25 protein-coding genes and 2 pseudogenes are annotated in these 26,458 nt (G+C 72.7%); 9 read left to right on the top strand and 18 right to left on the bottom strand.

Annotation, left to right across the window (positions count from 1 at the left end; genetic code table 11):
• Nucleotides 1–52: 52 nt before the first annotated feature.
• The 4 genes from ispG to JD77_RS19260 are packed head-to-tail and all read right to left on the bottom strand — an operon-like array spanning nt 53 to nt 4,402.
• Complete coding sequence (ispG, locus tag JD77_RS19275) at nt 53–1,228, bottom strand: flavodoxin-dependent (E)-4-hydroxy-3-methylbut-2-enyl-diphosphate synthase (protein ID WP_145775585.1); 1,176 nt, start codon at nt 1,226–1,228, stop codon at nt 53–55.
• A 9-nt stretch (nt 1,229–1,237) separates the two neighbouring features.
• The gene (locus JD77_RS19270; RefSeq protein WP_145775584.1) at nt 1,238–2,488 is read right to left on the bottom strand and encodes a M50 family metallopeptidase; all 1,251 of its coding nucleotides are present in this window, start codon (nt 2,486–2,488) and stop codon (nt 1,238–1,240) included.
• The gene (gene dxr / locus JD77_RS19265; protein ID WP_145775583.1) at nt 2,488–3,702 is read right to left on the bottom strand and encodes a 1-deoxy-D-xylulose-5-phosphate reductoisomerase; all 1,215 of its coding nucleotides are present in this window, start codon (nt 3,700–3,702) and stop codon (nt 2,488–2,490) included. Before dxr ends, JD77_RS19270 begins: the two co-directional genes overlap by 1 nt.
• 43 nt (nt 3,703–3,745) lie before the next feature.
• The gene (locus JD77_RS19260) at nt 3,746–4,402 is read right to left on the bottom strand and encodes a Uma2 family endonuclease (RefSeq protein WP_145775582.1); all 657 of its coding nucleotides are present in this window, start codon (nt 4,400–4,402) and stop codon (nt 3,746–3,748) included.
• 324 nt (nt 4,403–4,726) lie between these two features.
• Between JD77_RS19260 and JD77_RS19255 the strand changes: the two genes are divergently transcribed.
• Nucleotides 4,727–4,948 carry a hypothetical protein gene (locus JD77_RS19255; RefSeq protein ID WP_145775581.1) on the top strand — a complete coding sequence of 74 codons (222 nt, stop codon included), beginning with the start codon at nt 4,727–4,729 and terminating at the stop codon, nt 4,946–4,948.
• A 99-nt stretch (nt 4,949–5,047) separates the two neighbouring features.
• Here the strand turns inward: JD77_RS19255 and JD77_RS19250 are convergent, their stop codons facing one another.
• The 3 genes from JD77_RS19250 to JD77_RS19240 form a co-directional block, all read right to left on the bottom strand.
• On the bottom strand, nt 5,048–5,518 hold the full coding sequence (locus JD77_RS19250) for a hypothetical protein (RefSeq protein WP_145775580.1): 471 nt from the start codon (nt 5,516–5,518) through the stop codon (nt 5,048–5,050).
• Nucleotides 5,519–5,831: 313 nt separating this feature from the next.
• Complete coding sequence (locus JD77_RS19245; protein WP_145777663.1) at nt 5,832–6,014, bottom strand: DUF397 domain-containing protein; 183 nt, start codon at nt 6,012–6,014, stop codon at nt 5,832–5,834.
• A gap of 4 nt (nt 6,015–6,018) precedes the next feature.
• Entirely contained in the window at nt 6,019–6,900 is an 882-nt protein-coding gene (locus tag JD77_RS19240) for a helix-turn-helix domain-containing protein (protein WP_145775579.1), read from the bottom strand.
• A 209-nt stretch (nt 6,901–7,109) separates the two neighbouring features.
• Here JD77_RS19240 and JD77_RS32245 point away from each other — a divergent pair, with 209 nt between their 5' ends.
• Genes JD77_RS32245 through JD77_RS19230 form a run of 3 tightly spaced genes read left to right on the top strand, consistent with a single transcriptional unit; the run spans nt 7,110 to nt 8,037 of the window.
• On the top strand, nt 7,110–7,385 hold the full coding sequence (locus tag JD77_RS32245; RefSeq protein ID WP_170286482.1) for a hypothetical protein: 276 nt from the start codon (nt 7,110–7,112) through the stop codon (nt 7,383–7,385).
• The gene (locus JD77_RS32240; protein WP_170286481.1) at nt 7,382–7,660 is read left to right on the top strand and encodes a hypothetical protein; all 279 of its coding nucleotides are present in this window, start codon (nt 7,382–7,384) and stop codon (nt 7,658–7,660) included. Before JD77_RS32245 ends, JD77_RS32240 begins: the two co-directional genes overlap by 4 nt.
• A complete protein-coding gene (locus JD77_RS19230) occupies nt 7,657–8,037 on the top strand; it encodes a hypothetical protein (RefSeq protein WP_211372607.1) in 381 nt (126 codons plus the stop codon). Before JD77_RS32240 ends, JD77_RS19230 begins: the two co-directional genes overlap by 4 nt.
• A gap of 20 nt (nt 8,038–8,057) precedes the next feature.
• On the opposite strand, the gene JD77_RS19225 is transcribed toward JD77_RS19230, so the two are convergent.
• From JD77_RS19225 to tnpA, 3 genes and pseudogenes are all read right to left on the bottom strand, one after another.
• Complete coding sequence (locus JD77_RS19225) at nt 8,058–8,576, bottom strand: GNAT family N-acetyltransferase (protein ID WP_246140758.1); 519 nt, start codon at nt 8,574–8,576, stop codon at nt 8,058–8,060.
• Nucleotides 8,566–9,831 carry an RNA-guided endonuclease InsQ/TnpB family protein gene (locus JD77_RS19220; RefSeq protein WP_145775577.1) on the bottom strand — a complete coding sequence of 422 codons (1,266 nt, stop codon included), beginning with the start codon at nt 9,829–9,831 and terminating at the stop codon, nt 8,566–8,568. Before JD77_RS19220 ends, JD77_RS19225 begins: the two co-directional genes overlap by 11 nt.
• Nucleotides 9,807–10,223: pseudogene (tnpA, locus tag JD77_RS19215) on the bottom strand (IS200/IS605 family transposase); the annotation flags it as partial. The pseudogene tnpA and the gene JD77_RS19220, both read right to left, overlap by 25 nt.
• Before the next feature lie 369 nt (nt 10,224–10,592).
• Between tnpA and JD77_RS19210 the strand changes: the two are divergent.
• Nucleotides 10,593–12,194, top strand: a complete 1,602-nt coding sequence (locus tag JD77_RS19210) for a phytoene desaturase family protein (protein WP_145775575.1) — start codon at nt 10,593–10,595, stop codon at nt 12,192–12,194.
• 180 nt (nt 12,195–12,374) lie between these two features.
• Here JD77_RS19210 and JD77_RS19205 read toward each other — a convergent pair whose 3' ends face one another.
• Entirely contained in the window at nt 12,375–13,949 is a 1,575-nt protein-coding gene (locus JD77_RS19205) for a Rieske 2Fe-2S domain-containing protein (RefSeq protein ID WP_145775574.1), read from the bottom strand.
• Between the two features lie 281 nt (nt 13,950–14,230).
• On the opposite strand from JD77_RS19205, the gene JD77_RS33755 reads away from it, so the two are divergent.
• A complete protein-coding gene (locus JD77_RS33755; RefSeq protein WP_246140757.1) occupies nt 14,231–14,452 on the top strand; it encodes a DUF2631 domain-containing protein in 222 nt (73 codons plus the stop codon).
• Nucleotides 14,453–14,879: 427 nt separating this feature from the next.
• On the opposite strand, the pseudogene JD77_RS19195 reads toward JD77_RS33755, so the two are convergent.
• The 7 genes and pseudogenes from JD77_RS19195 to rpsB all read right to left on the bottom strand — a co-directional run bounded on the left by JD77_RS19195 (nt 14,880) and on the right by rpsB (nt 22,701).
• A pseudogene (locus tag JD77_RS19195) lies at nt 14,880–16,313 on the bottom strand (DivIVA domain-containing protein).
• 31 nt (nt 16,314–16,344) lie between these two features.
• Complete coding sequence (gene rlmN / locus JD77_RS19190; RefSeq protein ID WP_145775572.1) at nt 16,345–17,496, bottom strand: dual-specificity RNA methyltransferase RlmN; 1,152 nt, start codon at nt 17,494–17,496, stop codon at nt 16,345–16,347.
• A 104-nt stretch (nt 17,497–17,600) separates the two neighbouring features.
• Nucleotides 17,601–18,950, bottom strand: a complete 1,350-nt coding sequence (locus JD77_RS19185) for a phosphatidate cytidylyltransferase (protein ID WP_145777662.1) — start codon at nt 18,948–18,950, stop codon at nt 17,601–17,603.
• Nucleotides 18,951–19,253: 303 nt separating this feature from the next.
• Nucleotides 19,254–19,811 carry a ribosome recycling factor gene (gene frr / locus JD77_RS19180; protein ID WP_145775571.1) on the bottom strand — a complete coding sequence of 186 codons (558 nt, stop codon included), beginning with the start codon at nt 19,809–19,811 and terminating at the stop codon, nt 19,254–19,256.
• A 118-nt stretch (nt 19,812–19,929) separates the two neighbouring features.
• Nucleotides 19,930–20,697: a UMP kinase gene (gene pyrH, locus JD77_RS19175; protein WP_145775570.1), complete on the bottom strand. Its 768-nt coding sequence runs from the start codon at nt 20,695–20,697 to the stop codon at nt 19,930–19,932.
• A 160-nt stretch (nt 20,698–20,857) separates the two neighbouring features.
• Nucleotides 20,858–21,685, bottom strand: a complete 828-nt coding sequence (gene tsf, locus JD77_RS19170) for a translation elongation factor Ts (RefSeq protein ID WP_145775569.1) — start codon at nt 21,683–21,685, stop codon at nt 20,858–20,860.
• Between the two features lie 134 nt (nt 21,686–21,819).
• Nucleotides 21,820–22,701, bottom strand: coding sequence for a 30S ribosomal protein S2 (rpsB, locus tag JD77_RS19165; RefSeq protein ID WP_145775568.1), 882 nt, complete (start codon nt 22,699–22,701; stop codon nt 21,820–21,822).
• A gap of 454 nt (nt 22,702–23,155) precedes the next feature.
• Between rpsB and JD77_RS19160 the strand changes: the two genes are divergently transcribed.
• The 3 genes from JD77_RS19160 (at nt 23,156) to JD77_RS19150 (ending at nt 26,457) form a co-directional block, all read left to right on the top strand.
• Nucleotides 23,156–23,515 (top strand): YraN family protein, encoded by a 360-nt coding sequence (locus JD77_RS19160; RefSeq protein ID WP_145775567.1) that lies wholly within the window; start codon nt 23,156–23,158, stop codon nt 23,513–23,515.
• Between the two features lie 166 nt (nt 23,516–23,681).
• Nucleotides 23,682–25,202: a YifB family Mg chelatase-like AAA ATPase gene (locus JD77_RS19155; protein WP_145775566.1), complete on the top strand. Its 1,521-nt coding sequence runs from the start codon at nt 23,682–23,684 to the stop codon at nt 25,200–25,202.
• A gap of 64 nt (nt 25,203–25,266) precedes the next feature.
• Nucleotides 25,267–26,457 carry a DNA-processing protein DprA gene (locus JD77_RS19150; RefSeq protein WP_145775565.1) on the top strand — a complete coding sequence of 397 codons (1,191 nt, stop codon included), beginning with the start codon at nt 25,267–25,269 and terminating at the stop codon, nt 26,455–26,457.
• Nucleotide 26,458 lies beyond the last annotated feature (1 nt).

Below are 26,458 nucleotides of genomic sequence, written 5' to 3'. Positions count from 1 at the left end.
GAGTGCGGCCGTCCCCAAGGGGGCCAGCCGCACTCGGTACGGACTCCGTCGGTCAGTGGACGGTCACCGTCGCGCCGCCGGGGACGAGGTCGCGCAGCTCCTCGGGGATCTCCGCGCCCATCTCGTCGGCGATCCGCAGCGCCTCCTCGATCAGGGTCTCCACGATCTGCGACTCCGGGACGGTCTTCACGACCTGCCCCTTCACGAAGATCTGCCCCTTGCCGTTGCCGGAGGCGACGCCGAGGTCGGCCTCGCGGGCCTCGCCCGGGCCGTTGACGACGCAGCCCATGACGGCCACCCGCAGCGGCACCGGCAGCCCCTCCAGGCCGGCGGTGACCTCCTCGGCCAGCTTGTAGACGTCCACCTGGGCGCGCCCGCAGGACGGGCAGGAGACGATCTCCAGGCCCCGCTCGCGCAGCCCCAGCGACTCCAGGATCGCGGCGCCGACCTTGATCTCCTCCACCGGCGGGGCCGACAGCGACACCCGGATGGTGTCGCCGATCCCCTCGGCCAGCAGCGCGCCGAACGCGACCGCCGACTTGATCGTGCCCTGGAACGCCGGGCCCGCCTCGGTCACGCCCAGGTGCAGCGGGTAGTCGCACCGCTCGGCCAACTGCCGGTACGCCCGGATCATCACCACCGGGTCGTTGTGCTTGACGGAGATCTTGATGTCCCGGAAGCCGTGCTCCTCGAACAGCGAGCACTCCCACAGCGCCGACTCGACCAGCGCCTCGGCGGTGGCCTTGCCGTACTTGGTGAGCAGCCGCTTGTCCAGCGAGCCGGCGTTGACGCCGATCCGGATCGGCACGCCGGCCGCCGACGCCGCCGCCGCGATCTCCTTGACCTTGTCGTCGAACTGCCGGATGTTGCCCGGGTTCACGCGCACCGCCGCGCAGCCGGCATCGATCGCCGCGAAGACGTACTTCGGCTGGAAGTGGATGTCGGCGATGACCGGGATCTGCGACTTCTTCGCGATCGCCGGCAGCGCCTCCACGTCGTCCTGCGACGGCACCGCCACCCGGACGATCTGGCAGCCGGCCGCCGTCAGCTCGGCGATCTGCTGGAGGGTGGCGTTCACGTCGGCGGTGAGAGTGGTGGTCATCGACTGCACCGAGACGGGCGCACCCCCACCGACCGGCACGGAGCCGACCATGATCTGGCGGCTCGCCCGGCGCGGGGCGAGCGCGGGGGGCGGCACGGCGGGCATACCGAGACTGACAGCGGTCACTTCAGGCACTCACCTTGAGAAGAGCGTGATCGGGTTGACGACGTCCGCGGTGATGGTCAGCAGCGTGAACACGCCGCCGATCAGGATCACCGCGTACGTGATGGGCATGAGCTTGAGGTAGTCGACGCGGCCCGGGTCGGGGCGGCGCAGGCGGGCGTAGACCCAGGACCGAGCCCGCTCGAACCAGGCGATGGCGATGTGCCCGCCGTCGAGCGGCAGCAGCGGCAGCAGGTTGAACACGCCGATGAAGAAGTTCAGCGAGACGAACAGCATGAAGAACACCAGCCAGGCGTTGTTCTCCACGGCCTCGCCGCCGAGCCGGCTGGCGCCGACCACGCTGATCGGGGTGTCCACGTCCCGCTCGCCGCCGGTGATCGCCGTCCAGAGCGCGGGCACCTTCTGCGGGATGCGCTTCATCGCCTCGTACGTGCCGACGGCCATGTCGCCGGTGAACCGCCCGGTGGCGCCGAACGCCTCCAGCGGCCCGTACTCCACCCGGGTGGGGGTCGTGAACTGGAGGCCGACGCCGAGCGCGGCGACCGGGCCGACCTGACCCTCGGGGTCGTCCAGCGGCGGGCGCTGGGTTTCGGCGAGCACCGCCTGCGTGGTGGCCGGCTGGCCGTCGCGGACGTACCCGATGGTGGCCGTGTCGCCCGGCTTGGTGGCCCGCAGCGCGACCAGCAGGTCGCCGTAGTTGTTGATCGGGGTGCCGTTGAGCGAGGTGATCCGGTCGCCGTCGCGCAGGTTGGCCTGGGCGGCCGGGCTGGCCGGGTCGCCGGCCGCGCAGGCCCGCAGGGTGCTCCCCGGCACGACGCAGTCGGCCAGCCCGATCACGGCCGGCTCCTGGCGCATCTCCGCGTCGGTGGACGGGAAGTCGGGGTTGGGCAGGCCGGCGGAAACCGCGATGATCCAGGTGGCGACCAGCGCGAGCGCGAAGTGGGTGATGGAGCCCGCGGACATCACGATCGTCCGCTTCCAGACCGGGTACCGCCACATCGCCCGGTGCTCGTCGGCCGGGTCGACGTCGTCGTCCTGCGGCGTCATGCCGACAATCTTGCAGAAGCCGCCGAGCGGGATGCCCTTGACCCCGTACTCGGTCTCGCCCCGCCGGAACGACCAGAGGGTGGGCCCGAAGCCCACGAAGTAGCGGGTGACCTTCATCCCGAACGCCTTGGCGGTGAGCATGTGCCCCGCCTCGTGCAGGCTCACCGAGACGAGGATGGCCAGGGCGAAGAGCACCACCCCGAGCAGGTACGCCATCAAGCTCCTTCCACCGACGCCGAGATGATTTCCTGCGCGTGCGCCCGCGCCCACGACTCGGCGGCGAGCACGTCCTCGACGGTACCTGGTTCGTCGAACTCGGGAGCGTCGTCCAGCACTGCCCGCAGGGTGTCCACGATGCCGAGGAACGGCAGCCGGCCGGCGACGAACGCCGCCACGCACTCCTCGTTGGCCGCGTTGTAGATCGCCGGGCGGCACCGCCCGGCCTCGCCGGCCGCCTTGGCCAGTGCCACCGCCGGGAACGCCTCGTCGTCCAGCGGGGCGAACTCCCAGGTGTGGGCCCTCGTCCAGTCGACGGCGGCGGCGGCGGCGGGCACCCGGTCGGGCCAGCCGAGGCCGAGGGCGATGGGCAGCCGCATGTCGGGCGGGCTGGCCTGGGCGAGCGTGGACCCGTCGGCGAACTCGACCATCGAGTGGATCACCGACTGCGGGTGCACCATGACGGTGATGTCGGCGTACGGCACGTCGAACAGCTCGTGCGCCTCGATCACCTCCAGCGCCTTGTTCACCATCGTGGCGGAGTTGATCGTGACGACCGGCCCCATGTTCCACGTCGGGTGGGCCAGGGCCTGCTCGGGCGTGACCTCGGTCAGCTCGTCCCGCCGCCGCCCCCGGAACGGCCCGCCGCTGGCCGTGACGACCAGCCGGCGCACCTCCCCCCGGGTGCCGCCGCGCAGGCACTGCGCCAGCGCCGAGTGCTCGGAGTCGACGGGAACGATCTGCCCCGGCCGTTGCACCGCGGCCCGCACGAGGGGGCCGCCGGCCACGAGCGACTCCTTGTTCGCGAGCGCGAGGGTACGCCCGGCGCGCAGCGCCGCCAGCGTCGGCGCGAGCCCGAGCGAGCCGACCACGCCGTTGAGCACCACGTCGCAGGGCCACTGCGCCAGCTCGGTCATCGCGTCCGGCCCGGCCACGATCTTCGGCAGCCGGAAGTCCCCGGTGGCCCAGCCGCGCCGGCTCGCCTCCGCGTAGAAGGCGAGCTGGAGGTCCTGCGCGGCCGACGCCTTCGCCACGCCGACCGCCTCGACGCCCAGTTCGAGGGCCTGGGCGGCGAGCAGCTCGACGTTGCCGCCCCCGGCGCCGAGCGCGACCACCCGGAACCGGTCGGGGTTACGCCGGACGATGTCGATGGCCTGCGTGCCGATCGAGCCGGTCGACCCGAGCAGGACGAGAGTGCGGGGAGGAGAACTCACCCGGTCATTCTTCCCCAGGGTGTCTGAGCGTCGGCTGGGAGCCTCAGGTGGTGCTGTCCGGTTCGCCGACCGGGGCGTCCTCGTCTGCCTCCTCGTCGAGGAGATCGGCCGGATCGACGGAGAACTCGAACGGGCGCGTCATGACGAAGGTGGTGCCGGCCGCGGCGGCGGCGAGCGGCCGGTACTCCCCCTCGACCAGCTCGAACAGCGCGAGCGTGGGCACCCGGTTGCGGAGGTCGACGCGGAGGAAGAAGGGCACGCCGGCGGCGGCGTACTCGCGCGGCCGGTCGATCACGTCCTTACGCCGGTTACCCGGCGACACGATTTCCCCGAGCAGTACGACTTGGCTGACGTCCACCACCGACCGGCCGCCGCCGGAAGCCCGCAACACGGCGATGTCCGGAATGAAGAGGTCTTTCCCGCAGATCAGATTGATCTCCGGATAGACCCAGAGCCCCGCCCGGCGGGCAGCGCGGTGCAGCAGGTAGGGCAGTTCCCGCTCGACCGACTGGTGGTCGACTCCGGCATGTGGTGTCACGATCACGCTTCCGCTCAGGACCTCGACCTTGGGGCCGTTGGTTTCCGGCAAGAGTTCGAGGGCGAGCCGGGCGGTCCACGGCTCGTCGTGCCACCGGAGCACGTCGAACGACGGCTCGGTGGGCTGCGGCGCCGGCTCGGGCGCGAATGCGGCCTGGGCCATCCGGGCTCACCCCCTCAGCGGAGCATCCTGCTGCCACCCAGCCTAGTCGCGCAGCCCCGATCCGCCCTGATCGCACACGGTGTCCGTCGACATGGACGCCCTCCCCACCGCTTGTCCCCAGGCCCGATCACCCGGCGTCGTTACAGGCATAGGCGGACAGAAGATCACGGGAACGGCCGCAGCGGCCCGTAGCGAACAGGTCGCCAGACCGATCAGGAATCAAGAAGCCCAGGTCACGGCGCCGCAGCTAGCGTGGCAGGCATCGACGCCCCACCCCGGCCGATCGCCCGGGCCGGGGTGGCTCGCCTTCTTGAGGAGGTCCCAATGAACTGGAACAAGTGGGTACGGCAGATCCACCGCTGGCTGTCCATCGCCTTCACGGTGACCGTCATCGTCACCTTCGTCGCTCTTGCCCAAGAGGAGCCCATCGTCTGGGTGTCGTACGTGCCGCTGCTCCCGCTCGCCCTGCTGCTGTTCACCGGTCTGTACCTGTTCGCGCTGCCGTACGTCGCCAGGTGGCGCAGGGGGCGGCGCGCTGCCTCGTGAGAGGTGACGGGTGCCGCGCCGTACCTCCTGGGCTCGGGCATCGACGCGGGACTGCTGGCGTCGGCACGTGCCCGGCTCATCAGTTGAGCAGCCGATGCCTCAACCTATGGGAGATCCGACCAGCAGGCCGTGGAAGATCCACACGGGCTTCGGTTGACCATTCAGTACGTCGCGTTCCAGCAGGTTCGCCGCTGTGTACAGCGCCACGGCGGAGGTTGGCGCCGCGAGCACCAGCACCAGGATGGTCAGTGACGCCAGGACCCCGATACGAAGTCGGCGACGCGAAATCCGCGCCGCCCGCCATGCGACCGCCGCACCGAGTGCCGCGCCGAGGGCCCAACCCGTCAAGGTCAACCACTGCACCCTCGCAGGCTCGTGACGCCAGAACCACAGTTGCAGCGAAGATTCCAACTCCCATTCGGACACCAGACCGTCGCGGCTGGCGACAAAGGAGCCGCCTCGCCCGTCCGCGACGCTTGTCTCGGTGACGTCCCAACCGTTGGCGATGAGACGGCCCCGCGCCTGCTGAAATTCCTCGGCGGTAACCCCGTCGATCCCCGATGTGGTCATCAACGACGCCGCCGACGGTCACCGCCGCCAATGCGATCAGTACCTTCTGCCACAGACGGATGAGGGGCACGTTAGACGGTACGGCGGCGCTGCGGCGTACCCGCTGAGGGCGGGCGCCGCTGGGCCCGGTGCGTCGTGCGCAGCGCCTTCGGAGCTGATGTCGTGGACGAATCATCGCAACGGCCAGCGATGTCGCAAACGATTCAGCTCCAAAGGGTCCCGCGCTTACCACTTGAGTAGCTGGATCGGTGAGGCCTGCCACTGCCAGAGGCTGTGCCGGTGCTCGCCGGCAATCGAGCACCGGCACGGCCGGCTACCGGTGGCTGCGGAGGACTCCCGATCGGGCCGCCTGGACGAAGCCGACCCAGGAGGCGGGCGTGAAGCTCAACGCCGGCCCACCCCGATCCTTGCTGTCCCGCACCCCGACGGCATCAACGAACGCCGCCACCTCGACGCAGTTCCCCTCCCCGCCGGACCGGGACGACTTGCGCCACACCCCGTCACGCCTCATCAGACATCTCCCTCGCTATCGCCGCTATCAATTCGCGGCTCTCTTCCTCGTCAAGCGCCCGGTCGCCGAGTGAGCGCCAGGCGTCCTCGTAAGTCTGGATCTCGTGGGCCTTGTCCAGGTAGACCGCGCCGCACGGTCCATCCATGTAGATGGTGGTCGGCTCCGGCTCCCGGACGTCGATCGGAAAGTCGAGCATGGTGAACGTGCCCGACTGGGCCCAGCGGAACAGCCCGGCCCGCAGCGGTAGTACCCGAAGGCGAATGTTGTGCTGATGGCTCGTCACCACCAGCGCTTCGAGCTGGCGAACCATTGCCACCCGGTCATTCAGTGGGCGGCGCAGCACCGCCTCGCTGAGGATGACGTCAAGCTGCGGTGCCCTGGGTATCGCTCGGGCGAGGAGCCGCTGCCTGCGCAGCCGGACCTCCACCTTGGCTGTGCGCTCCGCCTCGCTCAACTGCGGACTGTCAGTGGCAATCACCTCGGTCATGTACTCGACCGTCTGAACCAGTCCGGGCACGAGGTTGACCTCGTAGTGCCGGATCCGGGTCGCGGCGGCTTCCAGGCCGACGTACAGCTTGAACCAGTCCTTGATCGCCTCCCCGTAGCTGTGCCACCAGCCGTGCGCCTTGGTCTCCCGGGCCAGTGCGCGCAGCGTCTCGATGGTCTCCCGCGATGCGCCGTACACCCGGCACATGGCCTCCACGTCGTTCGGGTGCATGGAGACCTGACCGGTCTCGTACCGCCAGATCCTGGGCGCCGACCATTCCAGTTCCTTCGCCGCCGCTGACACCGTGACGTACGCGTTTTCGCGAAGTTCTCTCAAATACCTGCCGAGTTGCCTACGCGGGACGGTGCTTCCCGAGTCGTCCACGTCATCTCCTTTTCTGCTGTCGCGTAAGGCACCTCATCCCTTGGTCCGCATCTTGCCCCGAAACATTGCTCACGCCTAGCAGTGAAACGAACATCTTCCGTGACCGCCGTCCGGCAACGGCGGTCCCTCCGGGGGCAGGAGTCGACCTCCCGAAACCTCATCCCGACTCCTGCCCCCATCCCAGAAACCGACCGCATCCGGAGGCACCCGTGGGAATTCTCGGAAAGCGCCCGACCGCCGGGCCCGTACCACTGGCGCCGCGACACCGCCGCGACTGGTCACGGTGGGGCCGGTACTGCACCTGCCGGCTGCGCTGGCCCTGCCCGGACCGGCGCGCAGCCGTACCGGTCGAGGAGCCGACGCCCCCGCGGCTGCCCGCGCAGCGCAACCACCTGTGGGACGGCCCCACGGCCGTGCACTGGGTGGGCGCGGCGAGCCTGGTCACCCGCGGGCAGGCGTACCGGGGGAACGGGGGACGCCGATGACCCGGCGGACCGTGGCACCGCTCGTCTCCGTCGGCGACGTGGTCACGGTCGCCGAGGACGACTACTGCTACGGCACGGGCCCACTGCGGCTGCGGATCACCCGGCGGCCGGCCGGTCTCGACCACCCCCGCCTGGAGTGGGTCGAGCTGACCGGCGTGGAGCTGCGGCCGGACGGAAGTGCCGCGTGCGGCGACCAGGCCCGGACGGCGCCGGTCCGGTCGGCGCTGGTCCGGGTGGCCGCGCTCCGTGGCCGCGCGAGCGGGGCGGCGCGATGACCGACGGCCGGGTGCCGCCCGCCTCGCCCAACCGTCACATCGCGGCGCGGCCCGCCTGGCGCTGCCGGGTGTGCGCCGCCCCCTGGCCCTGCCAGCCCGCCAAGCTCCAGCTTCGCCGGGAGTTCGCGCACGACCACGTTGCCCTGGCGATCTACCTGTGCCTACGCATGTACGACGCCATCGCGGACGAGCTTCAGCTCCGCTCGGGAGCGGTCGACCCGGCCGCGTACTTCGGCCGTTTCATCGGCTGGACGCGCCCCTGGCGACAGGGCTCATCCGCGGCTCCGGGCCTCGCCGGCGCCGGTGAGCAGGCCGCGCCCCCGCAGGAGGTCGAACACATCGAACAGCGCGACCAGGAGCAGCACGACGCCGGCTAGGGCCGCCCGTCGAGGCCGGCTCAGCCGCCGGCACGCAGCACGAACGCCTCCAGTTCCTCGCCGCCGTACCAGTCGGTGCGCCGCCCGACATGCGCCATGCCGAGCCGCCGCGCCACCGCCATCGACGGCGCGTTGCCGGGCGACTCGACGGCCCACACCTCGCGGGCGCCAGCCGCCAGTTCCCGGGCCACCACCGCCCGGGCCGCCTCGGTGGCGTACCCGTGTCCCCAGGAGTCCGGGTGCAGGTGCCAGCCCACCTCGATGTCGTCGGTCGGCACGCTCTCGTCGCGGCCGGGCAGGGGCTTGAGCAACACGGTCCCGACGACCACTCCGGTGGCGCGCACCTCGATCGCCCAGGTGCCGTACCGGCCGGCGTGGTCGGCGTGCCGCGCCCGCCACAGGGCCAGCCGGTCGGCCGCCCGGGCCGGGTCCTCAGCGGCAGGCCGGGCGCCGCGCCCAGCCAGCGCACCACCTCCGTACGGGATTGACTTCCTCTGCCCCCTGAAGAGGGCAGATTCCTGGCGGCGCTCATGCGGCACGCCGGGTGGTTGACGCTTCGCAGCCCACAGGTGCGGGGCTCCACGTCCGTACACGACCAAGCCCGGCCGCGTTGAGAATGTTCAGGGCCGCGTTGGTGTCGGCGTGGTCGAGGTGCCCGCACGAGGTACAGGTGAACACGACGCCGTGACGGGAGCGGGGGTCACGGTGCCCGCAGGTTGAGCACGTTTGCGACGTGTACGCTGCTGGCACTTTCAGCAGTTGCCCGCCCCGCTCGGCCAGCTTGTACGCCAGCAGTTCAACGGTGCGTGCGTGGGCCTCGTTGAGCATGACCCGGTTCAGCCCGGCCTTCTGCCGCACGTTGCGGCCCGGCTCGGCGATGGCGCCTCTCGCAGAGCGGGTCATGTTTTCCACCCGCAGTTCTTCCACCGCCACGATGCCGCACCTTCCGGCGATGGTCGTGGTGGTCTTGTGCTGCCAGTCGTAGCGGCGGCGCTTGGCTCTCGCGCGTAACCCCGCGATCTGGTCGTAGGTGCGGTGCAGACGGTTCGACGTACGCTCGAACGGATTGCGGGCCCGCTTCTGCCGGGCGGCCTTGCGTTCCAGCCGCAGCAGCCGTTCGGCCTCCTTCGGCCGCAACCACGGTCCGTGGTGCTGGTCGTTGCCGTCGGACAGGGCCAGGGCGACGTTGACGCCCCGGTCGATCCCGACGGCGGGCCCCTGGTGCTGCGCTGGTGTCCCCACCTCCACTTCGGTGCGGAACACGATGTGCCAGCCGAGCGCGTCCTTGACGAGCCGGCCGCCGGTGGTGCGGCCGGGTTCACGGCCGACGCCGGGGATCGGCCCGGACGAGCGGAACCGGACCACGCCGGCTTTCGGGATGCGCACCTGACCGACGCGGCGGGACAGGCGGGTGATCGCGAGGTCTCGTCCCTGCGGCACGTCAACGGACATGCGTGACCGTAGACGGGCTTTGAACTCCGGTGCGCACGCCCGGCCTTCCCAGCAGTTTCTCCACGCCCGCACGTACGTTTTCAACACCTGCCGTGCGGCCTGCGCGGGCAGGTCCGCCAGCCACGGGATGTCCTTGCGTGCCTGCCGGATCGCTTCATCGGCCTGCTTCAGGGTGGGGCGTCGGTCGCGTCCGCCGCCCCACGTCCACCACTCGTGCAGCAGGTTCCACATTGCCCGGGCCGCGTGGCCCTGAATGTCGAGTGCGGCGGCCTGCTCCGCAGTGGGGGCGAGACGACGCACGTATCCGTGGTTGATCTTCACGACGCGCCTCTCTTCCTCCACGGCCGCTCCCACTGGGTTTCGATGTACCTCTGGATGGTTACGGCGGACACGTTGCCGACCGACGACACGAAGTACGACCGGGACCACAGGGTTGGCAGCCGGCTGCGCAGGTGAGAGAACTCGTCGCGAAGCACCCGCGAGGTGAAGCCCTTGAACTGGTTCGCGATGTACGACGGCGAAGCGTTCGGGTCGGCCCGGACGAACAGGTGCACGTGGTCGGGCATGACTTCCAGCGCCACGATCGACCAGCCATGCTCGTCACACTTCTGCCCGATCAGGTCCCGCAGACGTTCGGCGACTGGGCCGACGAGCACGGGGCGGCGGTACTTCGGGCACCACACCACGTGGTATCCGAGGCTGTACGCCGCCCCACGGTTCGTCTGGTATTGCCGTAGCGCCCGTGGAGGCGGGCGAGCGGGCCGGGCGCCGCCCGGTTCGGCGCGGCGTTCCTCGGCCCGTTCGTGGCGCTCACGCGCGGCGCCACCCTGCGCGCCCGGCCACCCGAGGCGCTCCGGCGCAACCTCGCCCCCTCTCCGCCCGGCACAGCGACCTGCCCGCCGAGGTCGCGTACGCGTTCCTCTCCGCCTGGACGCGGCTCTACGGGCTCGTCGCGATGGAGTGTTCGGCCACCTCGACTGGGCGGTGGACGACCCGGAGGCACTCTTCGAGGCCGAACTGGCGACCCTGCGGGCACAGCTCGACCCGGCCCTGGGCGGAGATGCCCTCCCACCGGGGGCCGCGCGCCACTAGGCTGCCCGAGCATGAGCGAAGCGAGTGAGCTGCCGGCCCGCGCCGACGTCGTCGTGGTCGGCTCCGGGCACAACGGGCTGGTCTCGGCGATCCTGCTGGCCCGCGCCGGCCTGGACGTCGTCGTGCTGGAGGCGGCCGACATGATCGGCGGCGCCACGCGGACGGAGAACCCGTTCCCGAAGGTGCCGGGGCTGCGCCACTCCACCGGGTCGTACCTGCTGGGGCTGATGCCGCCGGAGCTGCTCGCCACGCTCGACGTGCGCATCCCGGTGCTGCGCCGCGACCCGCACTACTTCCTGCCGACGCCGGGCGGGCTCGGCTCGCCGTACCTGCTGTTCGGCAGCGACACGGCCGCCACCCGGCGGCAGTTCGCGGAGTTCTTCTCCCCCGCCGACGTGGCCGCCGACGACGCGCTCCAGGCCGAGCTGGCCGCGCTGCGCGAGGACCTGGCCCCGGTCTGGCTGGCCGAGCCGCTGCCGGTGGAGGAGACCGCCGAGCGGTACGTCCGGCCGGCGCTGCGGCAGGCGTTCGTGGACCTGGTGCGCGGCTCGGTCGCCGACTACCTGGCCCGCTTCGACTTCCGCTCCGAGCTGCTGGTCAGCATGTACGCGGTCACCGACGGCCTGTCCGGGCTGAACGCCGGCCCGGACGACCCGGGCACCGGGCACAACTTCCTGGTGCACAACATGTGCCGGCTCCCCGGCTCCGGCGGCACCTGGATGATCGCCGAGGGCGGCATGGGCACGGTCTCGCGCACCTTCGCCGAGGCGGCCCGCGCCGCCGGGGCCACGATTCTGACCGGTACGCCGGTCGCCGCCGTCACCCTGTCCGGCGGTGCGGCGTCCGGGGTCGTGCTGGCGGACGGCCGCGAGGTCGCCGCGTCCGTGGTGCTGGGCGCCTGCGACCCGTACCGGCTGATCGACCTGCTGCCCGACGGCGCGCTCCCGGCGCCGCTCGCCGAGCGGATGGCGGCCGTCCGCCGCCCCGGCACCACGCTCAAGCTCAACCTGGCGCTGACCGGGCTGCCCCGGTTCTCCTGCCTGCCCGAGACGGCGTCGAGCCCGTTCGGCTCGACCATCCACCTGCTGCCCGGCTCGGCGTCCCTGGTGGGGCAGGGCGGCGAGTCGCCGATGGCGGCGCTGCGGGCGATGTGGGCGGACGTGCAGGCCGGTCGGCTGCCCGAGGAGCCGACGATCGAGTGGTACCTGCACACCACCGTCGACCGGTCGCTGTCCGACGCCGCCGGGCACCACTCCTCGGCCCTGTTCGTGCAGTCGGTGCCGTACGAACTGGCCGGCACCACCTGGGACGAGGCCCTGCCCGGGTACGTGTCGCGCCTCGTGGAGATCTGCGAGCGGTACGCCCCCGGCACCGGCGACCTGATCGCCGACGCGGTGCCGCTGCCCCCGCCCGGGATCGAGGCACACTTCGGCATCACCGGCGGCCACATCCACCACGTCGACAACACGGTCTCGTTCACCGACCGGATGCCGTACGCGACGGGCATCGACGGCGTGTACGCCGGCAGCGCCGGCTGCCACCCGGCGGGCAGCGTCATCGGCGCCGCCGGCCACAACGCCGCCCGCCGCATCCTGACAGACCTAACCCGCTGACCCACCTCACCCCACCCCACCCCACCCCACCCGCCCCGCCCCCGCCCGCCCCGTCCCCGCCCCACCTCCCCCGCGATCTTGCAGTTTGTGCCCCTCGTTTGCGGCCTTCGCCCCATTTGTCGGGGCAGAAAGTGCAAGATCGCGGGAGGGAGCGGGCGGGAGCGGGAGGGAGCGGGCGGGTCAGCCCGCCTGGGTGGCGGTGGCGTCGGCGCGGTGGGCGCGGATCTTGTGGCCGACGCTGGTCAGGCAGCGGCCACTGGCCATGTCGAACTTCCAGCCGTGCAGCTGGCAGGTGAGCTGGTCGCCCTCGACGATGCCGAACCGGCTCAGGTCCGCCTTCAGGTGCGGGCAGCGGCGCTGCACCACCCAGTCGCCGATCGTGATGTCCTCGGCGTCGACCGCCCGCTCGTGCTCGTCGTACCAGCCCTCGGCGTACTGGAGGCGCTCCTCGGACAGGCACTTGAAGAACGCGTAGACGAACTCGTTGTACTGGCCGATCCGGGCCGCCGAGAAGCGGCAGGACAGGAAGAGCGAGTTGACCCAGTCCACCTCGCCGGTGTGCAGCAGGTGCTCGACCAGCGCCCGCTCCGTACGGAACCGGTAGCGCACCTTCTCGTCGGCGTACGGGCGGACCTCCTTGCCCGGGAAGTCCACGACGATGGATTCAACGGTCTCGCCCCCTGCGTCGTCAGTCCCGACCAGGTCGAAGCGAACCGGGCCGCCCACGCCCTTGGCCAGGTAGATCGACTCGTCCAGCAGCGGCTCGATGCGGCGCTTCATCTCGCCGAGCACGTCGACCTCGGGGTGCCGCCAGGACGCCTTCTCGGCCGCGATGATCGCGCGCTTGCGCTCCCGCATCTCCTCCAGGTGGGCGGTCTTGTTCGCGAAGAACTCCGCCACCGGCACCGGGTGGGTCGTCGCGCAGCCCTCCGTGGTGACCTCGGCGACGCTGCCCGGCAGCAGCACGATGCCGTTGGTGCCGCCGACCTTGGCGTACTCCGCCAGGAAGACCGACTGGTCGGGGAAGATGTTGCCCTCGTCGCCGTGGATGTCGTTGAACTGCCACAGCGCGTCGTCGAGGAAGCACGGCGGGCCGGCGATCGGGAAGACGTGGTCGGCCTTCAGGTCGTCGATGTACCGCCAGGTGCGGTCGAACTGCCGCTCCCGCTTCTGCTTGCCGAACGCGGTCTTCGCCGCCTGCGGCAGCTCGTAGACCATCGGGTACCAGATCGCCCCGGAGAACTGGAGCAGGTGCGCGTGCACGTGGCCAAACTCGGCGAAGACGCTCAGGTCGGCGGGGCGGGCGTCGTTCTGGTTGAGCAGCCGTACGCCGTCGTACTCCACCCACAGCGACGAGTCGCCGATCGGGCCGTCGGTCGGGCTGGTCAGCGCCTGGATCATGATCTTCAGGCCGCCGGGCAGCTCCACCACCTGCTCGTTCGGCGCCTTCAGGAACTTCGTGAAGCCGAGCGCCCGCAGCTCGTCCTCCATCTCCGAGGTGGGAAACTCGGGCAGCAGGACGGTCGCGTCCTTGGACACGAAGTCGCGCAGGTGCTTGGCGTCGAAGTGGTCCCGGTGCAGGTGCGACACGTACAGGTAATCGACCTGGCCGAGGGTCTCCCAGTCGAGCTGGGAGTTGTCGGGGAAGGGGAACCAGGAGGCGAAGTAGGCGGGATTGACCCACGGGTCGCACAGGATGCTGCCCGCGGCCGTGTCGATCCGCATGCTGGCATGTCCCGTACCGGTCACTCGCACCGCAGTCCCCCTCGAAACGCAATCCAGGTGTACCGCCTCGACGCTACCGGAGCCGGTGTGGTCGCCGTCCCGCGACGCCGCGAGTGCCGTCCCGCCCGCGATGCCGCGAGTGCCGTCCCGCCCGCGATGCCGCGAGTGCCGTCCCGCCCGCGATGCCGCGAGTGCCGTCCCGCCCGCGACGCCGCGAGTGCCGTCCCGCCCGCGGGAAGCCCCCACCGCGCCGGGCCAGGCACGCGGCGTGCCAGACTAACCGGAGATCCGATCGCGAGGAAGGACCGACAGTGGCAGGAAGCGAGCCGGTGACGTCCCCAGACCAGCACAAGCCCGGGAATCGCAAGGCCGGGCGGATCGGTGCGGTGCTCACCGCCCTCGTGCTGCTGGCGATGCTCTGCGGCAACCACGAGGGCAGGGTCGAGGACATCTGGCTGGTCGGCCTGGCCGTGCTGCTGCTGGCCATCGTCGTCGGCGACGCGGTGCTGCGCCGCAACGGCCTGCGGTCCTGACCGAACCCCGACGCGGTGCCGCGCCGCAACCGCTGCGGCCCTGACCGAACCCCGACGCGGTGCCGCGCCGCAACCGCTGCGGCCCTGACCGAGCGGCGGCCCGCGCCCGACCGGCGCTCACCCGCGACGTCCGACGCACCGAGGGCCCGCCCCCTGCCCGGGGCGGGCCCTCGTCGTCGGTACGGCCGCCAGTCCCCGAACGCCGGGGGCAGGGCACAGGGTTCCTCCCGATGATGACCCTCTGCGCGTGGCGCCGACAGCAAATCGGGCGGCGAAGTCGTCGAGCATCCGCGCCGGAGGCGACCAGCAACGCCAACCCGGCCGCCACGGCCAGCGACACGGCCACCCGCGGCGGTGGCCGTCGCCGCCTCGACCAACACCCGCCCGCGCCAGCTACTCCTGCGCCGGCGGCGTCAGCTACTCCGCGTCAGCGGCCGAACAGGATGTCCTGGACCTCCTTGAGCGCCTCGTCGACCTCGGCCTCGAAGTAGCCGCCCGGCACCAGGCCGAAGCGCAGCGTGTCCAGGTCCTTCGGGTTGACCGGCATGGGGCCGCGGCCGGACATGCCGGCGAGGATCCCGTCGAAGAGGCCGTCGACCTGGTCCGGGTCGTACCCGCTGCCGAACCGGCGCACCTGCAAGCTGCGGCGGATCTGGTCGACCCGGTGCAGGTCGCTGCCGGGGGGGCCAGCCAACGGCGGATCGCCCATCGGCGGGCCGGCGACGGGAGGCGGTCCGCCCATGGGCGGCCCGGCCATCGGCGGCGGGCCGGCGACGGGGGGCAAACCGCCCGTCGGCGGGCCACCGACGGGGCCACCGTGCGGCTGCTGGGGCATGGGCGGCGGGCCGCCCGGCCCCCGGCCCCGCAGCTCGCGCAGATCCCGCTCGGACATACGGATCTCGGCGGTCATGTCGGCGCGACCGGGCCGGCCCGCCTCGAAGGCGTCGAACCGGTCGTCCGGCCCGTAGCCGCCGGGCCCCGTGGGCACGCCCCGGGGCGGCGGGGCGCCGTGACCCATGCCGGGCCGACCGGGCCGCCAGGGCCGCCCGGGCCCATCGGCCGCCCGGCCATCGGGCCGCCCGGGCCGCGCGGGGCGTCGTACCCGCCACGCGGGCCGTCGTAGTTGCCACCGGCGAAGGCTCCGGTCGACTCGTCGTAGCGGCCGTACCGCTCCGGCGGGCCGGCCTGCGCCGGCATCGGCCGGGGCGGCATCGGCTGGGGCACCGGGGCGGGGCCGCGGTCGTCCCGCAGCGGGCCGGGGCCCGGTCGTCCCGCAGCGGGCGGGGCCCGGTCGTCCCGCAGCGGGCCGGGGCCCCGGTCGTCCCGCATTGGGCCGGGGCCGCGGTCGTCCCGCATTGGGCCGGGGCCGCGGTCGTCATGCAGCGGGCCGGGGCCCCGGTCGTCCCGCAGCGGGCCGGGCCCGGTCGTCCCGCATTGGGCCGGGGCCGCGGTCGTCATGCAGCGGGCCGGGGCCCCGGTCGTCCCGCATTGGGCCGGGGCCGCGGTCGTCATGCAGCGGGCCGGGGCCGCGGTCGGCCCGCAGCGGCGGGCCCATCCGGTCGGGCGGGCCCATCCGGTCGTCCATCCGGGGGTCGCCGCCGTGGCCGGCCGCGCCGCCGCGCTCCTCCAGCTCGGCCAACTGCCGCTCGACCCGGTCGAGGTGCAGGTCGACCTGCCACTCGTCGTAGCCGTTGAAGCGGACCCGGAAGACGACGTCATGGACCTCCTGGGAGGCCACGGGGGCGCCGACCGGCTGGCCGGCGAGCGTCGCCTCGACCCGGTCGAGGAAGGCGTCCACCTCGTCGACCTTGTATCCCCGGCGGAGCGCCTTACGCCGGAAACGCTGACCCTGACTCGCCACTATGTCTCCTGGTGTTGTTCGCTACGCCCGGTCACGCCGTCGCCTCCCGCACCGCGTCGCTGCCCCTGTCCTCCGCGGCGGCGAGCTGCCCGCACGCACCGTCGATCTCGCGCCCGCGGGTGTCCCGCACCGTCGTGGACACCCCGGCCTCGCGCAGGCGGCGGACGAACTCCCGCTCGACCGGCTTGGGGCTGGCGTCCCAGCGGCTGCCGGGCGTCGGGTTGAGCGGGATGAGGTTCACGTGGGCCAGCTTTCCGGCCAGCAGCCGACCGAGCAGGTCGGCACGCCACGGCTGGTCGTTCACGTCCTTGATCATTGCGTACTCGATTGACACCCGGCGGCCCGTGCGGGCCGCGTAGTCCCACGCTGCGTCCAGCACCTCGGCCACCTTCCAGCGCTGGTTGACCGGCACCAGCTCGTCGCGCAGCTCATCATCGGGCGCGTGCAGGGACAGCGCAAGGGTCACCGAGAGGTCTTCGCTGGCCAGGCGGCGGATGGCCGGGACCAGGCCGACCGTGGAGACGGTGATGTGCCGTTGGGACAGGCCGAGCCCCGCCGGGGCCGGGGCCACCAGCCGACGGATCGCGGCGACCACCCGCGAGTAGTTGGCCAACGGCTCGCCCATGCCCATGAAGACGACGTGCGACAGCCGCGGCGGGGACCCGGCGACCGCGCCCGACGCGGCCACGCCGGCCAGGTAGACCGCCTGGTCGACGATCTCGGCGGTGGAGAGGTTACGGGTCAGCCCGGCCTGGCCCGTCGCGCAGAACGGGCAGGCCATGCCACAACCGGCCTGGCTGGAGATGCAGACGGTGACCCGGTCGGGGTAGCCCATCAGCACGCTCTCCACCAGCGATCCGTCGTGCAGCCGCCAGAGCGCCTTACGGGTGGCGCCGTCGTCGCAGGCCAGCTCGCGGACCGGGGTCAGCAGCGTGGGCAGCAGCTCCTCCGCCAGCCGGTCCCGGGCGGCGGCGGGCAGGTCCGTCATCTGGGTCGGGTCGCGGACCAGCCGGCCGAAGTAGTGGGTGGAGATCTGCTTCGCACGGAACGCCGGCTCCCCCAGCTCGGTGACCAGCGCCTGCCGGCCGGGCAGGTCGAGGTCGGCGAGGTGGCGGGGCGGCATGGCCGCGCGGCGTGCGGCGGGTGCGTCCAGGGCGACGGGGATCAGCGGCAGGCTCGTCATGACCCGTCCAGTCTCCCACGCCGTTCGCCGTCCGCACCTGACCGGAGGTGCCGAATCGCCCCCGGCCGCGCGGCCGGAACGGGCTGACCGGCGTGATACATGCCTCAAACCGCCAGCGGGACGAACACGGCCAGTAGCAGGTACGCGACCGGCACCGCGAAGAGGATCGAGTCGAGCCGGTCCATCAGGCCGCCGTGCCCGGGCAGCAGGTTGCTCATGTCCTTCACGCCCAGGTCCCGCTTGATCATGGACTCCGCCAGGTCGCCGAGGACCGCCGCGCCCGACACGGCCACCCCGAACAGCGCACCCCACCAGGGCGCGACGTCGAACAGCAGCCAGATCAGCAGGGCACTGCCGGCGGCCGCGGCGGCGACCGAGCCCGCGAAGCCCTCCCAGGACTTCTTCGGGCTGATCGTCGGGGCCATCGGGTGCTTCCCGAAGGCGACTCCGGCGGCGTACCCGCCGGTGTCGGAGAGCACGACCGCGACCAGGGTGACCAGCACGCGCAACTGCCCGTCGTCGGGCGGGGCGGCGAGCATCGCCGCGAACCCGCCGAGGAACGGCACGTACACGGCGATCAGCGTGGCCGCGGCCAGGTCGCGCTGGTAGTTGCCGGGCCCGTCGCCGAGCCGCCAGATCATCGTGCCGAGCACGGTCACCAGCAGGCCCAGGCTGAGCGCGTCCGGGCCGGCGAACCAGGCCAGCCCCACCGTGAGCACGCCCCCGCTGACCAGCGGCACCAGCGGCGGGTGGGCGCCGCCGCGCCGGACCGCCCGGGCCATCTCCCAGGTGCCGACGGCCACGGCCGCCGCGATCACGACCAGGAAGGCCGCCCGGTAGAGGAACAGCGGCAGGAGGACCGCCGCGCCGAGCGCGACCCCCACCCCGATGGCGGCGGGCAGGTTGCGGCCCGCCCGGCCGTGCGACGCCTGCTGGGTGGGCGGGCGGTCGGCGCTGGCCCGGCGCCGGCCGGGCTGCCGGCGGCCCGGGGGCCGCTCCGGCTCGGGAACCGCCGGCTCCGGCCGGTACGGGTGCCCGCCGGGCTCGTCGACGCGCTCCGGACGGTACGCCGGGAGGGACTGCGTCGAGTCGTCGGCGTACGCGGGAAAATCGCGCGTCGCGTCGTCGGGGTACGGCGTCCGGCCCGGGCCGCCCCGGCTCGCGCCGCCGGGCGGCGGATAGCCGCTGCCCCAGGCCGGCTCGTCCTCGTGGGGGACCGGGCCGGCGCCGTACGGGCCGGAGGCGTCGACGTCGAACGGCGCCGGGCCGCGGCCCGCCGGGCGGTGCGGCTCGGGCCGGGCGTCGGGGACGGCCCGGGCGTACGTGTCGGGGGCGCCGCCCCGGGCCCACGCCCCCGGTTCCAGGTCACGATCGGGCCAGGGCAGGGCGGCCGGGGCATCCGGCCGATCCCAGCCGCGGGGCTCGGCGCCGCTGTAGGGGTCGAGGTGGGACATCACGCACCGAGTGGACGCGGTACGGGGTTCACCACATGACGTACGAGCAAGACCATCCCCTACAACGACTGTTCCGTCCGGTTGACCGACCCGACGGCCGGCCGACCCCGGCTGTTCACCGCGTGGTGGCCGGAATCGTGCCGAGCCTACTGCACCGGCCGCCCGCGCACGGCGGACGAGGGCGGCGCCACCGGTGACACGTCCTCGTCCGGCGCGACGACGAAGGCACCGGCGCCCCGCCACCCGAGGGCGGCGGCACACCGGTGCCACGGCGGGTCGCGCCGGCTGCGGGCCGGTCGCGGATCAGACCTCGAGGAGCTCGGTCTCCTTGTGCTTGACCAGCTCGTCGACGTTCGCCACGTACTTCTGGGTCAGGTCGTCGAGGTCCTTCTCGGCGCGGCGGCCCTCGTCCTCGCCGACCTCGCCGTCCTTGACGAGGCGGTCCAGCTCCTCCTTGCCCTTCCGGCGGATGTTGCGGATGGCCACCTTGGCCTCCTCACCCTTGTGCCGGGCCACCTTGATCATCTCGCGGCGGCGCTCCTCGGTCATCTGCGGGAGCAGGATGCGCAGCTGGTTGCCCTCGTTGTTCGGGTTGACGCCGAGGTCGGAGTCGCGGATCGCCCTCTCCATGGCGCCGAGCTGCGAGTTGTCGTACGGCTTGATAATCACCATCCGCGGCTCGGGGACCCCGATGGACGCCATCTGCGGCAGTGGCGTGGGGCTGCCGTAGTAGTCGATGATGATCCGGGAGAACATGGCGGCGTTGGCGCGACCGGTGCGGATCCCGCCGAACTCCTCCTTGGCGTGCTCGATCGCACGCTCCATCTTCTCCTCGGCCTCGAGGAGGGTGTCGTCGATCACCGGGCTCCTCGCCTCCTTCTGTGCTCGTCGTGGGCTGTGCTGTCGTGTCGGAGGGCCGCTGGCCGCGGGCCGGAGCCGTCGCGACCGGCCGGGGCCCCACCGCCCGGGGGCCGGACGCTCAGGCGGTGATCAGGGTGCCGATCTTGTCGCCGCCCACCGCCCGGATGATGGTGTCGTCGCCCTGCGCGCCGAAGACCAGCATCGGCAGGCCGTTCTCCATGCACAGGCTGAACGCGGCGGCGTCGGCCACCCGCAGGTTGCGGCGCAGCACCTCGGAGAAGGTGATCGAGTCGAACTTGCTGGCGGTCGGGTCGACCCGGGGGTCGGCGGTGTAGACGCCGTCGACACCGTTCTTGCTCATCAGCACCACGTCGGCCCGGATCTCCAGCGCGCGCTGGGCGGCGACGGTGTCGGTGGAGAAGTACGGCATGCCCGCGCCGGCGCCGAAGATGACCACGCGGCCCTTCTCCAGGTGCCGGATCGCCCGCAGCGGGATGTACGGCTCGGCGACCTGGGCCATCGTGATCGCGCTCTGCACCCGGGTCTCGATGCCCTCCTTCTCCAGGAAGTCCTGGAGGGCGAGGCAGTTCATCACAGTGCCCAGCATGCCCATGTAGTCGGCGCGGGCGCGGTCCATGCCGCGCTTCTGCAGCTCCGCGCCGCGGAAGAAGTTGCCGCCACCGACCACCACCGAGACCTGCACGCCGCGGCGGACCACGGTGGCGATCTGCCGGGCGATGGCCTGTACGACGTCCGGGTCGACGCCGATCGCGCCGCCGCCGAAGACCTCGCCGGACAGCTTCAGCACCACCCGGCGCGCCCGTCCGGGCGGTGGGGCGGTCGGATCATCCGCCTCCAGGCTCCGCTCACTCACAACCTGCGTCATCCGCCCCGCCCTTCCCCGACGCACCCCGTGCGCCGGTTACCGCGTACCTGCCGTCGCTGACCCTACGTGACGAGGAGGCCGCGGTGCCTGTCGCGTACACCGGCGGCCTCCTCGTCCACGTTCCCTGCCCACGGGCGCCTCAAGCGCCCGACCCGGCGGCTCAGGCCTGGCCGACCTCGAACCGCAGGAAGCGAGTCACCTCGATGCCGGCCTCGGCCAGCACCTGCTTGACGGTCTTCTTGTTGTCGGCGACCGACGCCTGCTCGACCAGGACGAAGTCCTTGAAGAAGGCGTTGACACGGCCCTCGACGATCTTCGGCAGCGCCGCCTCGGGCTTGTTCTCCTCGCGGGCGGTCTGCTCGGCGATGCGCCGCTCGGACTCGACGACGTCGGCCGGCACCTCCTCGCGGGTGAGGTACTTCGGCCGCATCGCGGCGATTTGCATGGCCACGCCGCGGGCGTCGGCGTCCGCCGCCTCGTCGCTCTTGCCGGTGTACTGCACCAGCACGCCGACGGCCGGCGGCAGGTCCTGGCTCTTGCGGTGCAGGTAGATCGCGGTGGTGCCGTCGAGCTTGGCGAACCGGCTGAGCACCAGCTTCTCGCCGATCTTGGCGGACTGCTCCTGCACCAGGTCGGCGACGGTCTTGCCGTCGATGGTGCTGGCGAGCAGCTCCTCGGCGCTGCTCGCGCCGCTGGCCACGCCGTGCTCGACCAGCTGCTGGGCCAGCGCGATGAAGGCGTCGTTCTTGGCGACGAAGTCGGTCTCGCAGTTGAACTCGAGCAGGGCCTGGCCGGAGTGCGCGATCAGGCCGTTCGCCGCCGTCCGGCCGGCGCGCTTGCCGACGTCCTTGGCGCCCTTGACGCGCAGGATCTCGACTGCCTTGTCGAAGTCGCCCTCGGCCTCGGTCAGCGCCTTCTTGCAGTCCATCATGCCGGCGCCGGTCAGGTCGCGGAGCTTCTTGACGTCCGCGGCGGTGAAGTTGGACATGACTCTCTCTTCGGTGTTGAGACTGCGGTGGGATGGTCTGGGGGCCGGTTACCCGGATCCGGGCCGGATGTGCCCGGCGTACCCGCCGCTCCCCGCCGCCCGGGAAAACGGACAGCGGGGCAGCGGCGGTGCGGTCACTCCGCGGCGGCGGTCGCCGGCTGCTCGTCGGCCTGCTTCGGCTCGTCGGCCTGCTTCGGCTCGTCGGCCTGCTTCGGCTCGTCGGCCTGCTTCGGCTCCTCGAGCAGCTCGCGCTCCCACTCGGCCAGCGGCTCGTCGGCGCCGACCTGGCCCGGCTCCGGCTTCTCGTCGCCACCGCGGCGACGGCCCGAGCGGGCGATGAGGCCGTCGGCGACGGCGGCGGCCACGACCCTGGTCAGCAGCTCGGCGGAGCGGATCGCGTCGTCGTTGCCGGGGATCGGGAAGTCGACCTCGTCCGGGTCGCAGTTGGTGTCGAGCACGGCGATCACCGGGATGCCCAGCTTGCGGGCCTCGTCGACGGCGATGTGCTCCTTCTTGGTGTCGACCACCCAGACCGCGGCCGGCAGCTTCTGCATGTCCCGCAGACCGCCGAGGGTGCGGGACAGCTTGATCTTCTCGCGGGACAGCTGCAGGGTCTCCTTCTTGGTGTGCCCGGCGGCGGTGCCGCTCAGGTCACCGAGGGCCTCCAGCTCCTTCATCCGCTGGAGCCGCTTGTACACCGTCTGGAAGTTGGTCAGCATGCCGCCGAGCCAGCGGTGGTTGACGTACGGCTGGCCGACCCGGGTCGCCTGCTCGGCGATCGCCTCCTGGGCCTGCTTCTTGGTGCCGACGAACAGGATGCTGCCGCCCTCGGCGACGGTGTTGCGCACGAAGTCGTACGCCTTCTCGATGTAGTCGAGGGTCTGGCGCAGGTCGATGATGTAGATACCGTTGCGCTCGGTGAAGATGAAGCGCTTCATCTTCGGGTTCCAGCGTCGGGTCTGGTGCCCGAAGTGGACACCGCTCTCGAGCAGCTGGCGCATGGTCACGACGGCCATGGTGGGGTACTCCTCATGTTCCCTGGTTGTCCCGCCCGGCCGGCGGCCGGGCGCCTGGCGCCCGGTCGCCGGCCATGGTGGGCCCGACCAAGATCGGGACCAGGGAGGCCGCCGCCCCACGCCGGTGCGTGGAGAGGGCGCGCGAGGTCGACCGCGCGTGGCGGTCGCCAGTCGACCAGTGTACGCCCCTGTCCCGCCCACCGGACGCCGGGCATCGGGCGCCGCAACAACGACGCCGCGCCCCCACCCGATGCCCGATCCCCCTCTTTCACGGAAATAGTGGCTATTCCGCGCGGGATGGCCACTATTTACGTGAATCTGCACGCACGGGGCGGAGGGCGTCGAGCGGCGGGGCCCTAGCACACCGGGGGCATGATCGTCCGGTCGTCCACAGCGGGGCCCGTTGTCCACAGGGTCGCCCCGGCCGGGTCCCGGGCCCGGCATCGTGCGGCGCATGACGAAGCGGAACCAGGCCGTCGGCGCGTACGGGGAGCGGTGCGCCGTCCGGCACCTGATCGGGGCGGGGCTGCGCCCGGTCGCCCGGAACTGGCGCTGCCAGGCTGGCGAGATCGACATCATCGCGTGGGACGGGCCCGTGCTCGCCTTCTGCGAGGTGAAGACCCGGCGCACCGCCGAGTTCGGCGCGCCGGCCGAGGCGGTCGTACCGGCAAAGGCCCGCCGGCTGCGCGGGCTGGCCGCGCGCTGGCTCGCGGAGACGGGCACCAGCGCCGAGGAGGTGCGCTTCGACGTCGTCTCGGTCGAGCTTCCCACGGCGGGCGCGGCCCGGGTCGAGCACCTCAAGGGGGCATTCTGAGATGGGCGGCCGGGCATGAACGAGCGAATCATCAGGCACGGCGCGTCTGCGCCTCACGGCGGCGCCGAGCCCAGCGAGGTGCCGGCATGAACGAGCGCAGCGAGCGAATCGCCAGGCACGGCGCGTCTACGCCTCACGGCGGCGCCGAGCCCAGCGAGGTGCCGGCATGAGCTACGCGAAGGTGCTCTGCGTCGGCCTGGTCGGCGTGACCGGCCACGTCGTGGAGGTGGAGGCGGACCTCGCCCCCGGGCTGCCGGCGGTGGTGATCTCCGGGCTGCCGGACACCGCCCTGCACGAGGCCCGCGACCGGGTCCGCGCCGCGATCGTGAACTCCGGCCAGCGCTGGCCGAACCGGCGCATCACGTTGAACCTGCTGCCGGCCACGATGCCGAAGTTCGGCTCGGCGTTCGACCTGGCCATCGCGGTGGCGCTGCTGGGCGGCTCCGGGGAACTGCCCCTGCTGCCGCTGGAGCGGGTCGTGGTCCTCGGCGAGCTCGGGCTCGACGGCACCGTCCGGCCGGTGCGCGGGGCGCTGCCGATGGTGGCCGCCGCGGCGCGCGCCGGGGTGGACCGGGTGATCGTCCCGGTCGACAACGCCGCCGAGGCGGCCGTCATCCCGGGTGTGCGGGTCCGCGCCGTGGACACGCTGCACCGGCTGGTCGCGTTCGTCCGGGACGGCACGCCGCTGATCGAGCCGCCCGCGACCGCGCCACCGGCCGCTCCGGACGGACCGGACCTGGCCGAGGTCGCCGGGCAGGCGCTGGGCCGGCGGGCGCTGGAGGTGGCCGCCGCGGGCGGACACCACCTGGCGCTGTTCGGGCCGCCCGGGGCGGGCAAGACGATGCTCGCCGAGCGCCTGCCGTCGATCCTGCCGGAGTTGGACGACGACGCGGCGCTGGAGGTCACCGCGCTGCACTCGATCGCCGGACTGCTGCCGGCGGGCGGCCGGCTGCTGCGCCGTCCCCCGTTCCAGGCGCCGCACCACACCGCGACGGTCGCCTCGCTGGTCGGCGGCGGGTCCGGGCTGGCCCGCCCCGGCGCCGTGTCGCTGGCCCACCGCGGGGTGCTCTTCCTCGACGAGGCGCCGGAGTTCAGCAAGGGAGCGCTGGAGGCGCTGCGCCAGCCGCTGGAGCACGGTCGCGTGCAGCTGGCCCGCAGCCGGGGCGGCACCGAGTATCCGGCCCGGACGCAGCTGGTGCTGGCCGCCAACCCCTGCCCCTGCGCCCGTCCGGCCGGCGACGCCCTCTGTGAGTGCGCGCCGCTGGCCCGCCGCCGTTACCTGGGTCGGCTCTCCGGGCCGTTGCTGGACCGGATCGACGTGCAGGTGACCCTGCTGCCGCTGCGGGCGGCCGAGCTGATGGAGTCGGGGGAACCCGGCGAGGCGTCGGCCGCGGTCGCGACCCGGGTGACGGCGGCCCGGGCGGCGGCCTCCGCCCGGTGGGCCGGCACGGGTTGGCGGCTCAACGCGGAGGTGCCGGGGCCCCGCCTGCGCCGACCGCCGTGGCGGCTGCCCGAGCGGGACACCCGCGAGCTGCGCGGCCGCCTGGACTCGGGTGCGCTGTCGGCGCGCGGCTTCGACCGGATCATCCGGATGGCGTGGACCATCGCCGACCTCGACGGGCGGGACCGCCCGCACCGCGACGACGTCCACGAGGCGATGCAGCTCAGGATGGGGGATTCGGCGTGAGCGAGCGCACCAGCCAACCCAGCGCCACAGCTCATGACGGCGCCGAGCGCAGCGAGGTGACGACATGAGCCGAGACGAGGAGCTGCTGGCTCGGGTGGCGTTGACGTGGCTCACCGAGCCCGGCACCTGGTCGGTGCACCGGCTCGTCGACCGACTGGGTCCGGCGGGGGCGCTGGACCTCCTGCTCGACGGCGGCGCCCCGGAGGAATCGCTGCGCGCGACCGTGGCGGCACGGTCGCGGCAGGGGGACGCCCGGGCGGTGGCCGCGGATGCGCTGGCCCGCGCCGAACGTCTCGGCGCCCGGGTGGTCGCCCCCAGGGACGAGGAGTGGCCGGTACGCGTCGGCGACCTGCGCCGGCTGGTCCTGAAGGGCGGCGACCGGCGGGTGGACCGGGAGACCGCTCCTCCGCTCTGCTTCTGGGTACGCGGGGCGTGGCCGCTGAACGAGGCGTTCGACCGGGCCGTGGCGGTGGTCGGCGCCCGGGCGGCCACCCCGTACGGGTTGCACGTGGCGACCGAGATCGGCTACGGGCTGGCCGACCGCGACTGGACCGTGGTCTCCGGGGGCGCCTTCGGCATCGACGCCGCGGCGCACCGGGGCGCGCTCAACGCCGGAGGGCTGACGGTGGCCGTGCTCGCCTGCGGCGTCGACCGGCCCTACCCCATGGGGAACGCCGCGCTGTTCGACCGGATCGCGGAGACAGGCCTGCTGATCAGCGAGTGGATGCCGGGCGCGGACCCGCTCCGGCCCCGGTTCCTCATCCGCAACCGCGTGATCGCCGCGGCGACCGCCGGCACCGTGCTGGTCGAAGCGGCGGCGCGCAGCGGCGCGACCCAGACGGTCAACCGGGCCCTCGCGATCGGCCGGCGGGCCATGGTGGTGCCCGGCCCCGTCACCTCCGCCATGTCGGTCGGCGCCCACGAGATGCTGCGGGAGCAGCCGTCGGCACGCCTGGTCACGGGGGTGCCACACGTACTGGAGGAGGTGGGCCGCATCGGCGCCGACCTGGCGCCTCCGGCCCGCGCCCCGCAGCAACCTCGGGACCTGCTCGACGACGACGCGACGCTGGTACTGGAGTCGATTCCCCGCCGCGGGGCGGTCGGCGTGGACCGGCTCGCCGCCCGCGCCGGCGTGGACGTCCGCACCGCCCTGCGCAAGCTCTCGCTGTTGGAGGAGCTGGGCATGGTCCGCCGGCGCGACGACGGGTACGCGCTGGCGACGGGTGGCGCACGTTCCCCCGGCACCGCGTCGTGAC

Origin of the sequence: Micromonospora olivasterospora (genome assembly GCF_007830265.1) — a bacterium.
In the GTDB taxonomy this organism is placed as follows: Bacteria; Actinomycetota; Actinomycetes; order Mycobacteriales; family Micromonosporaceae; genus Micromonospora; species Micromonospora olivasterospora.
Note: the sequence above shows the minus strand (reverse complement) of the source record. Positions and strands in the feature narration are given on the sequence as shown.